Source organism: Sphingomonas sanguinis NBRC 13937 (genome assembly GCF_001591005.1).
Taxonomy (GTDB): domain Bacteria; phylum Pseudomonadota; class Alphaproteobacteria; order Sphingomonadales; family Sphingomonadaceae; genus Sphingomonas; species Sphingomonas sanguinis.
In genome coordinates, this window is the sequence record NZ_BCTY01000084.1 from 1 (window position 1) to 8,292 (window position 8,292).

At 66.3% G+C, this 8,292-nt stretch carries 10 protein-coding genes; 7 read left to right on the top strand and 3 right to left on the bottom strand.

Translation table 11 applies throughout. The features are described from left to right. The first annotated feature begins 45 nt into the window (after positions 1-45). The 4 genes from SSA01S_RS18270 to SSA01S_RS18285 all read left to right on the top strand — a co-directional run bounded on the left by SSA01S_RS18270 (position 46) and on the right by SSA01S_RS18285 (position 3,440). On the top strand, positions 46-645 hold the full coding sequence (locus SSA01S_RS18270; protein WP_082795190.1) for a histidine phosphatase family protein: 600 nt from the start codon (positions 46-48) through the stop codon (positions 643-645). After that, positions 642-1,109, top strand: coding sequence for a hypothetical protein (locus SSA01S_RS18275; RefSeq protein ID WP_061781541.1), 468 nt, complete (start codon positions 642-644; stop codon positions 1,107-1,109). The genes SSA01S_RS18270 and SSA01S_RS18275 overlap by 4 nt, the downstream gene beginning before the upstream one ends. 169 nt (positions 1,110-1,278) lie before the next feature. Then, positions 1,279-2,487 carry a dual-specificity RNA methyltransferase RlmN gene (gene rlmN, locus SSA01S_RS18280; protein WP_058716823.1) on the top strand — a complete coding sequence of 403 codons (1,209 nt, stop codon included), beginning with the start codon at positions 1,279-1,281 and terminating at the stop codon, positions 2,485-2,487. 191 nt (positions 2,488-2,678) lie between these two features. Continuing rightward, complete coding sequence (locus SSA01S_RS18285; protein ID WP_058716816.1) at positions 2,679-3,440, top strand: sulfite exporter TauE/SafE family protein; 762 nt, start codon at positions 2,679-2,681, stop codon at positions 3,438-3,440. Here SSA01S_RS18285 and SSA01S_RS18290 read toward each other — a convergent pair. The 3 genes from SSA01S_RS18290 to SSA01S_RS18300 form a co-directional block, all read right to left on the bottom strand. Next, positions 3,428-3,742: a hypothetical protein gene (locus SSA01S_RS18290; RefSeq protein ID WP_061781542.1), complete on the bottom strand. Its 315-nt coding sequence runs from the start codon at positions 3,740-3,742 to the stop codon at positions 3,428-3,430. The two genes, SSA01S_RS18285 and SSA01S_RS18290, sit on opposite strands and share 13 nt — an antisense overlap. A 443-nt stretch (positions 3,743-4,185) precedes the next feature. Then, positions 4,186-4,719: a DUF3617 domain-containing protein gene (locus SSA01S_RS18295; RefSeq protein ID WP_061781543.1), complete on the bottom strand. Its 534-nt coding sequence runs from the start codon at positions 4,717-4,719 to the stop codon at positions 4,186-4,188. A 103-nt stretch (positions 4,720-4,822) separates the two neighbouring features. Further along, complete coding sequence (locus SSA01S_RS18300) at positions 4,823-5,443, bottom strand: flavin reductase family protein (protein WP_061781544.1); 621 nt, start codon at positions 5,441-5,443, stop codon at positions 4,823-4,825. A 26-nt stretch (positions 5,444-5,469) separates the two neighbouring features. Between SSA01S_RS18300 and SSA01S_RS18305 the strand changes: the two genes are divergently transcribed. Genes SSA01S_RS18305 through SSA01S_RS18315 form a run of 3 tightly spaced genes read left to right on the top strand, consistent with a single transcriptional unit; the run spans position 5,470 to position 8,201 of the window. Beyond that, the gene (locus tag SSA01S_RS18305) at positions 5,470-6,216 is read left to right on the top strand and encodes a cytochrome b/b6 domain-containing protein (protein ID WP_061781545.1); all 747 of its coding nucleotides are present in this window, start codon (positions 5,470-5,472) and stop codon (positions 6,214-6,216) included. After that, entirely contained in the window at positions 6,213-6,956 is a 744-nt protein-coding gene (locus SSA01S_RS18310; RefSeq protein ID WP_061781546.1) for a molybdopterin-dependent oxidoreductase, read from the top strand. Before SSA01S_RS18305 ends, SSA01S_RS18310 begins: the two co-directional genes overlap by 4 nt. Positions 6,957-6,974: 18 nt before the next feature. Beyond that, the gene (locus SSA01S_RS18315; protein ID WP_061781547.1) at positions 6,975-8,201 is read left to right on the top strand and encodes an SAM-dependent methyltransferase; all 1,227 of its coding nucleotides are present in this window, start codon (positions 6,975-6,977) and stop codon (positions 8,199-8,201) included. The last annotated feature ends 91 nt before the right edge of the window (positions 8,202-8,292 follow it).

Consider the following 8,292-nt stretch of genomic DNA (forward strand, 5'->3'; position numbering starts at 1 on the left):
CCCGCCCCGCCCGCCCGCCCTACAGCCCGCAGGGGCCGCGATTATATCGCCCGGCATGGCGAGACGGTGTTCAACCGGATCGGTCGAATCCAGGGCGACCGGGCGGCGCTGCACACGCCGCTGACCCGGAAGGGATTCGCCCAAGCCGACAGGCTTGGCCAGGTGCTGCGCGAACGGCTGGGCGAAGCGCCCGCCCTGACCCTCTGGTCCTCGCCCACGGGCCGCGCGCTCCAGACCCTGGCGGTCATCACCGAGCATCTGGCGCTCGACTGGCATGGGGCCCATCACGATTCGCGGCTGATCGAGCTGGGTTTCGGCAGCTGGGGCGGCCAGACCTTCGCGGAACTGAGCGCGATCCACGGAACCATCGTCCATCCGCACGGCATGGCGGTGGGCGCGCCCGATGGCGAGCGCTATCCGGCGATGGCGGCGCGCCTGTGCGATTGGCTGGCCGATACCGCGGATCATGACGGCGACCGGCTGGTCCTGATGCATGGCCTGTCGAGCCGGGTGCTGCGCGGGCTGATGCTGGGCCTGGCCGACGATCCGCTATGCGGCGTGCCGGTCGCCGAGCGCCTGCCGCAAGGATCGATCGTGACGATCGAGGGAGGCCAGGAGACGCTGATCCACCGGGCCGGGCCATGAAGCGGCTGGCGCTGCTGCTGGCGCTGGTCGCCGCCCCCCTCCTCTCGCGCGAAACGATCGGCATCTACAAGGGCTGGGGCGCGTTCCGCGATCCCGATCGCTGCTATGCCATCGCCCGGCCGGTGCTGGCAAACGGTCGCCCGGATGGTTTTGCCAGCGTCGGCACCTGGCCCGCCCGGCGGCTGCGCGAATCCTTCCACCTGCACCTCAGCACGGCGCGCGACCGTGCCGCGCCGGTCACGCTGGCGATCGGCGAGCGGCGCTTTCCGCTGGTCGGCTCGACCCAGGACGTCTGGGCCCCCGACGCCGCCACCGACCATGCCCTGGTCACCGCGATGCGCTCGGGCCGCAGCATGAGCGCCTCGACCGTAGACCCCCGCCACCGCCCCTTCGCCGACACCTATGCCCTGGCGGGCGCGGCAGCGGCGATCGATGCGGCGACGCTGGCGTGCGTGGGGGCCTAAATTTTTCCTCCCCTGGAAGGGGAGGTGGCAGGCCGCAGGCCTGACGGAGGGGTGTCGCGCTATCGAGAGGGTGACACCCCTCCGACGCGCTACGCGCGCCACCTCCCCTTGCAGGGGAGGAAGAGTCTGCCCTGTGGAAATCCCTCCGATTTTGCGCTATGGGCACGCTATGCAGACAGTTTCGGCCGCCCTCATGCCCATTCCGGGGCACATCGATCCCGTGCCCGTGCCGCGCGGTGTGCAACCGCGTCCCGATGGCCGGGTCGACCTGATCGGCCTGACCAAGGACCAGTTGCGCGAGGCGTTGCTGTCGGCGGGCATGGAGCTGAAACAGGCCAAGCTGCGCTCGAAGCAGATCTGGCACTGGCTCTATAATCGCGGCGCGACCCGCTTCGCCGACATGACCGACATCGCCAAGGCGCAGCATCCCTGGCTGGAGGAACGCTTCGTCATCGGCCGTCCCGAGGTGGTCGAGGCGCAGGTGTCGAACGACGGCACGCGCAAGTGGCTGCTGCGCTCGGCCGACGGGCAGGATTACGAGATGGTGTTCATCCCCGACGCGGATCGGGGCACCCTGTGCGTGTCGAGCCAGGTCGGCTGCACGCTGAACTGCCGTTTCTGCCACACCGGCACGATGCGCCTCGTCCGCAACCTGACCGCGGGCGAGATTGTCGGACAGGTCATGCTGGCGCGCGACTCGCTCGGCGAATGGCCCAGCCAGCCCGAGGGGCGGATGCTGACCAACATCGTCATGATGGGCATGGGCGAGCCGCTCTATAATTTCGATGCGGTGCGCGATGCGCTGAAGCTGGTGATGGACGGCGACGGCCTGGCCCTGTCCAAGCGCCGTATCACCCTGTCGACCAGCGGCGTCGTGCCGATGATGGCGCGCGCGGGCGCGGAGATCGGCGTGAACCTGGCCGTGTCGCTCCACGCCGTGACCAAGGACGTGCGCGACGAGCTGGTGCCCCTAAATAAGAAATATGGCATCGAAGAGCTGTTGCAGGCCTGCGCCGACTATCCGGGGGCCAACAACGCCCGGCGCATCACGTTCGAATATGTGATGCTGAAGGACAAGAACGACTCGGACGCCGATGCGCACGAGCTGGTCCGCCTGCTGCGCCATTACGACCTGCCCGCCAAGGTGAACTTGATTCCGTTCAACCCCTGGCCCGGCGCGGATTACGAATGCTCGACGCCGGAGCGGATTCGCCGCTTCTCCGACATCGTGTTCGAGGGCGGTATATCCGCCCCTGTCCGCACCCCACGCGGGCGCGACATCGATGCGGCGTGCGGCCAGCTGAAGACCGCCGCCGAGAAGAAAAGCCGCGCGCAGCTCGACCGCGAGGCGGAAGAGAAGTTCGCGGCCCTGGGGTGATTATCTTTCCTCCCCTGTAAGGAGAGGGGGACCATGCGCAGCATGGTGGAGGGGTGTTACGGCTAGCGGCGACACCCCTTCGTCAGCCCTTTGGGCTGCCACCTCCCCTTGCAGGGGAGGAATTTGGTGCACGCTTGCCCCGCGCCCCAGCCTGAGGCACGGAAGCGCCGCACCATGCGTTACGCCACCTGATGACCGACTGGACCTTTCTCGCGCTGGCCGCCGCCGGGGGCTTTGTCGGCGGTGCGATGAATGCGCTGGCGGGCGGGGGCAGTTTCTCGACCATGCCGACGCTCATTGCGCTGGGCCTGCCCTCGACGGTCGCCAACGCTACCTCCAATGTCGCACTGCAGCCCGCCGCGATGGCAAGCGCCTGGGCCTATCGCCATGGCCTGGAGCCGGTGATGGGCGTCTCGATGCGGCGCATGGCGGCGCTGACCTTTGTCTTTGCGCTGCTGGGCAGCCTGTTGCTGTTCCTCACCCCACCGCGCGCCTTCGACCTGATCGTGCCCTGGCTGTTGCTGGTCGCGACGCTCGCCATTGCGGGCGGGAGGCACGCATCGGACTGGCTCGCGCGGATCGCCACGCCGGGCCCGCGCGCGTTGATCGCCGCGCAGGCGGTGCTGGGTGTCTATGGCGGCTATTTCGGCGGCGGCATCGGCATGATGCTGACCGCCGCTTGGGGATTGCTGTCGGGGCGCAATCCCGCCCAGCTCGCTGCCCCGCGCACGCTGATGCTGGCGACCGCCAATGCGGCAGCGACGCTGGTCTTCGTCCTGACCGGCATGGTCGCCTGGGCCCAGTGCCTGCCGATGCTGGCGGGCGGCATCCTGGGCGGGTGGAGCGGCGCGCTGATCGGACGCCGGCTGCCCGCCGGACTGATCCGCGCCTGGACGCTGCTGCTGACCACGGTGACGACGGCGGTGTTCTTCTACCGGGGCTACCTCGCCTGAAGAGCGATCGTCGGACGCAGCGGTTCGATCCGGCCGGATGTCGCCAGACCGCTCTCCAATCTGCTCAGGAACAGATCCTCGGTCTGCAACATGCCGTGGATGTCGGGACGAAACCGCGCCGACTCCGCACGATACAGACCCCATTCGGCAATGATCGCGTCCATCGGCCACCGCGCCAAAAACGTCGAAATTCGCTGGCGATAGGCCGGCAGCGCGGCCTTGTACGACAGCATATCGGCCGCGCCGGGGACATCGGCATGGCGCTCGGCCGTGACGAAGACGACATCATGCAGAAAGGTCATCCGCTGGCGGCTGGAATGCGCCAATCGCCAACGAATATGCCCTAGCGCCCGGCTATCGGGAGAGGGTGCCTCGCACAGCGCCCGATGCTCCTGCATCAGCGCCCGCAAAGAGTGATGAAGCTCGCGCAAGTCTTGCAACATAAGCGGCTGAGGGCCTTGTATGGGCCACATGTCCAGCACCCCACTTCGCAAGCCGAGCGAAGCGGAGACTGTCGTCCTGATCCATGTGGTGTCAGCCCCCCCCGGGTCGTCACGCATCCATGACCGGCGGCCGGACCATGATCCGGCACGGATATCCGTCGGTATTCCCGTCAGGGCATCGCGCTTCTCCCGTCGCCGCAGCGACCCGGGCACGCCCCTAAGCCCACCTTAATACCGAATACAATCGATTTTAGTACTCAATGTCAGGGGCCGGGACAGTGCACCCCGGCCCCCTTCGGACGTTACTTGGCCGCGTCGCACTCGCCGAGGCGGCGGCCTTCGCTATGCACCTTTTGCGACATGGCGTGGGCGCCCGACATCTCCATCTCCTGATCGGTCGAGAAGCTGGTGTCGGTGAACGTGCCCTTGGTCTTGCTCTTCATCGTCATGTTGCCGGGCAGCTTGCAGGTCAGGTCGCTCTCCACCTTGCCGCCCGCAAAGGTCGAGCTGGTGACGGTGCAGTCGGACTGCGCGCCCTTCAACAGTTCGGCGGGGCCCTTGGCGGCCTGTTCGGCGGTCAGGCAGACGGTGTTGGTGGCCGCAGGCGGGGTCGAGCTGACGCCCTTGGGCATATTCTCCATCTTAAGGTCGCTGACCTGGGTCTTGATCTCCCACTTGCCGGGCTGCAGCTTGGCGACGGGCGAGCCTGCACCGGTTTCCGTCTCCTTGACCTCGCCGGTCGCGGCGTTGGACGTGACCGTGGTCGAGCCGGTCTTCTGGTCGCATGCCGCCAGCGACAGCGCGGCGACCGCCATGAGGGGGATGAACGGCTTCATAGGTCTCTCCTCCATTGCCGGGCCTCATGCGTTATCGCCTGCCCGACAGATGATGGATGGATCGCGCCCGGCGTGATTTCGTTCCATCCCCGCATCCTTTGGATCAGTCGGGTCGGCGCATCTCGAACCGCGCCGCCTCGGTCACCTCGAAATAGTCGACCGGGCCGCCGCCGCGCAGGATCGGGCGGGCGCGGGCCGTCTGATAGACGCCGCTTTCGATCAGATCGGCGGCGATATGGATGCCGACCGCCTCGCCGATGACCAGCCACTGGTCGAGTTCATGTCCTTCCTTGGTCTCCAGCCGGATCAACTGGGTCAGGCGGCATTCGAACGATACCGGGCTTTCGGCGACGCGCGGCGCGGGTACGATCCGGCCATCCTCGGGCGTCACGCCCGCCAGCGCGAATTCGTCGACCTCGGCCCCGACCATCGCCGCGCTGGCGTTCATCGCATCGGCCAGCACCATCGTCGCCAGATTCCAGGTGAAGACCTTGGTCTCGGCGACATTGGCGACCGAGTCCTTCCAACCCTGCGACGAAAAGCCGATCAGCGGCGGACGGTAGTTGAACACGTTGAAAAAGCTGTAGGGTGCCAGATTGTTGACGCCCGCGCTCGACCGGCTGCCGATCCAGCCGATCGGGCGCGGCGCGACGATCGCGTTCAAGGGATCATGCGCCAAGCCATGACCGTTGACGGGTTCGTAGAAATGCCAGTTATCGATCATGAGTGGTCACCGGAAAGGGAGTGGGAATGGAAGCCGGAACGCCGACCGAGCCGGAAAGAGCCCCGGAAGCCGCTTCGGCGGCACCGGGTTCCGTCATCCGTCGCCATGGCGTGGTGACTCGCATCTGGCATTGGGTCAATGCGGTCGCGGTGCTGATCCTGCTGGGGTCGGGGCTGGGCATCTCCAACGCGCATCCCCGGCTGTACTGGGGACAGTACGGCGCGAATTTCGATCACGCCTGGGCCACCCTGCCCCATTTCCCGGACTGGCTGACCATCCCGGCGCGCTACAATCTGGCGATCTCGCGCCGCTGGCATCTGTTCTTCGCGCTGGTGCTGGGCTTCGGGCTGCTCGCCTATATGATCGGCGGACTGGCGACTCGGCATTTCCAGCGCGACCTGTGTATCCGGGGCCGCGAGTTGCGGCCCGCGGCGATCTGGGCGGATTTTCGCCAGCATCTGGCCTTCCGCTTCCATGATGCGCAGGACCCGCGCGCCTATAATCTGTTCCAGAAGCTCAGCTATGCGCTGGTCCTGTTCGTCGCGCTGCCGCTCGCCATCCTGACCGGCATCGCGCTGTCGCCGGGTATGAATGCGGCCTGGCCCTGGGTGCTGGACCTGCTGGGCGGACGGCAATCGGCGCGGTCTATCCATTTCATCACGGCAACGCTGCTGACGCTGTTCCTGATCGTCCATCTGGTGCTGGTCATCCTGGCCGGGCCGCTCAACGAACTCCGCTCGATGATTACCGGCCGCTGGAGGGTCCCCGAATGATAGGACGTCGCACCATCCTGACCGGCGGGGCCGGGCTGCTCCTCGCGGGCTGCGATCAGGTGATCCAGCACCCGACCGCGCGCAAGATCCTGTTTGCGGGCGAGGATATGCAGAAGGGGCTGCAACGCGCCCTGATGGACCGGGGCGCGCTGGCCCCCGAATATCGCCGCGACCAGATGTCGCCCTTCTTCCGTACCAACGGCACGCGCAATCCCGGCACGCCCGAATATGCCGCGATGCTCGCCAACCGGTTCGAGGATTGGCGGCTGAGCGTCGGCGGGCTGGTCGGCAAGCCGCTGTCGCTGTCGTTGCGCCAGATCGGCGAGTTCCCCGCGCGTCGCCAGATCACCCGCCATGACTGCGTCGAGGGTTGGAGCGCGATCGGCGAATGGACGGGACCGATGCTGGGCAGCATCCTGAAGGCCGCCGATATCAGCACGCGGGCGCGCTATGTCGTATTCACCTGTGCCGACCTTTATGGTGGCCAGCCCTATTATGAATCGATCGACCTGATCGACGCCTTTCATCCACAGACGATTCTCGCCTGGGGCATGAACGGTCGCATGCTCGACGTCGGGCACGGAGCGCCCCTGCGCCTGCGGGTCGAGCGACAGCTGGGCTATAAGCACGCCAAATATCTGATGCGGATCGATGCGGTCGAAAGTTTGTCCAACATAGGTTTGGGCAAGGGCGGATACTGGGAAGATCACGTCGATTATGACTGGTACGCCGGAATTTAAGGCACTAGGCGGTGCCGTATGGCGCTGATCGATCTCTTTCTGTCGCGCGCGGTCCGCAAGGGCCGCCTGTCTCTCACCCATCATGATGGAAAGGTCCGCGAGTTCGGCTCGCCCGAACCCGGTTATCCCGATGTCGCGATCCGCTTCACCGACCGCCAAGTCGCCGGGCAGATCGTGCGCAATCCCGCCCTCGCGGCGGGCGAATGCTTCATGGACGGCCGCCTGGTCGTCGAGAAGGGCGATGTCCGCGATCTCGTCGAGCTGCTGACCGCCAATGACAAATGGGAAGCGGGTCGCGCGAACCTGAATCCGTCGCGCTTCGTCCGGGCGGCGGGCGCGATCAAACACCGCATCGACCGGATCAACATGGAGCGCCGGTCGAAGAAGAACGTCGCCCATCATTACGACCTGTCGGGCACACTCTACGAACTCTTCCTCGACACCGACAAGCAATATAGCTGTGCGTACTTCACCGATCCGAAGAACGATCTGGAGCGGGCGCAGCGCGACAAGAAGGCGCATATCGCCGCAAAACTCGCGATCGAGCCGGGGATGAAGGTCCTCGACATCGGTTGCGGCTGGGGCGGGATGGCGCTCTATCTCCACCAGAAATGCGGCGCCGAAGTGTTGGGCGTCACCCTGTCCGAGGAACAGTTGAAGGTCGCCCGCGCCCGGGCCGAGGCGCTAGGTGTCGCCGACAAGGTGAAGTTCGAGCTGATCGACTATCGCCGCGTGGAGGGGCAGTTCGACCGCATCGTCTCGGTCGGCATGTTCGAACATGTCGGCCCGCCGCAATATCGCACCTTCTTCCGCAAGTGCCGCGACCTCCTCACCGAGGACGGCGTGATGCTGCTCCACACCATCGGTCGGCTGAACGGGCCGGGCGTCACCGACGACTGGACGACCAAATATATCTTCCCCGGCGGCTACAACCCGGCGCTGTCGGAGATCGTCCGCGCGCAGGAAGGCTTGCGCATGTTCCTGACCGATGTCGAGGTGCTGCGCTGTCACTATGGCTGGACGCTCGACATCTGGTACGACCGGACGGTGGCGGCAAAGGACCGCATCGTCGAGCTGTACGACGAGCGCTTCTATCGCATGTGGCTCTTCTATCTGGCAGGCGCGGGCGCGGCGTTCCGCAATGGCGGGCTGTGCAACTATCAGGTGCAGCTGACGCGCGGGCGCCTCTCGGTGCCGGTGACGCGCGATTATATGTACGAAGGCGAACGCGCGCTGCGGGATTGAGACATCCTCCCCGGCACGGGGAGGTGGCAGGCCGTCAGGCCTGACGGAGGGGGGCTCCCCCACAGGACATCCCTGGCGGCGATCCCCCTCC

What these genes read in the sequence shown, in the direction of transcription:
- SSA01S_RS18275 (WP_061781541.1), top strand. Translation starts at nt 642, where the DNA reads ATGAAGCGGCTGGCGCTGCTGCTGGCGCTGGTCGCCGCCCCCCTCCTC.
- rlmN (WP_058716823.1), top strand. Translation starts at nt 1,279, where the DNA reads ATGCAGACAGTTTCGGCCGCCCTCATGCCCATTCCGGGGCACATCGAT.
- SSA01S_RS18285 (WP_058716816.1), top strand. Translation starts at nt 2,679, where the DNA reads ATGACCGACTGGACCTTTCTCGCGCTGGCCGCCGCCGGGGGCTTTGTC.
- SSA01S_RS18290 (WP_061781542.1), bottom strand. Translation starts at nt 3,742, where the DNA reads ATGACCTTTCTGCATGATGTCGTCTTCGTCACGGCCGAGCGCCATGCC.
- SSA01S_RS18295 (WP_061781543.1), bottom strand. Translation starts at nt 4,719, where the DNA reads ATGAAGCCGTTCATCCCCCTCATGGCGGTCGCCGCGCTGTCGCTGGCG.
- SSA01S_RS18300 (WP_061781544.1), bottom strand. Translation starts at nt 5,443, where the DNA reads ATGATCGATAACTGGCATTTCTACGAACCCGTCAACGGTCATGGCTTG.
- SSA01S_RS18305 (WP_061781545.1), top strand. Translation starts at nt 5,470, where the DNA reads ATGGAAGCCGGAACGCCGACCGAGCCGGAAAGAGCCCCGGAAGCCGCT.
- SSA01S_RS18310 (WP_061781546.1), top strand. Translation starts at nt 6,213, where the DNA reads ATGATAGGACGTCGCACCATCCTGACCGGCGGGGCCGGGCTGCTCCTC.
- SSA01S_RS18315 (WP_061781547.1), top strand. Translation starts at nt 6,975, where the DNA reads ATGGCGCTGATCGATCTCTTTCTGTCGCGCGCGGTCCGCAAGGGCCGC.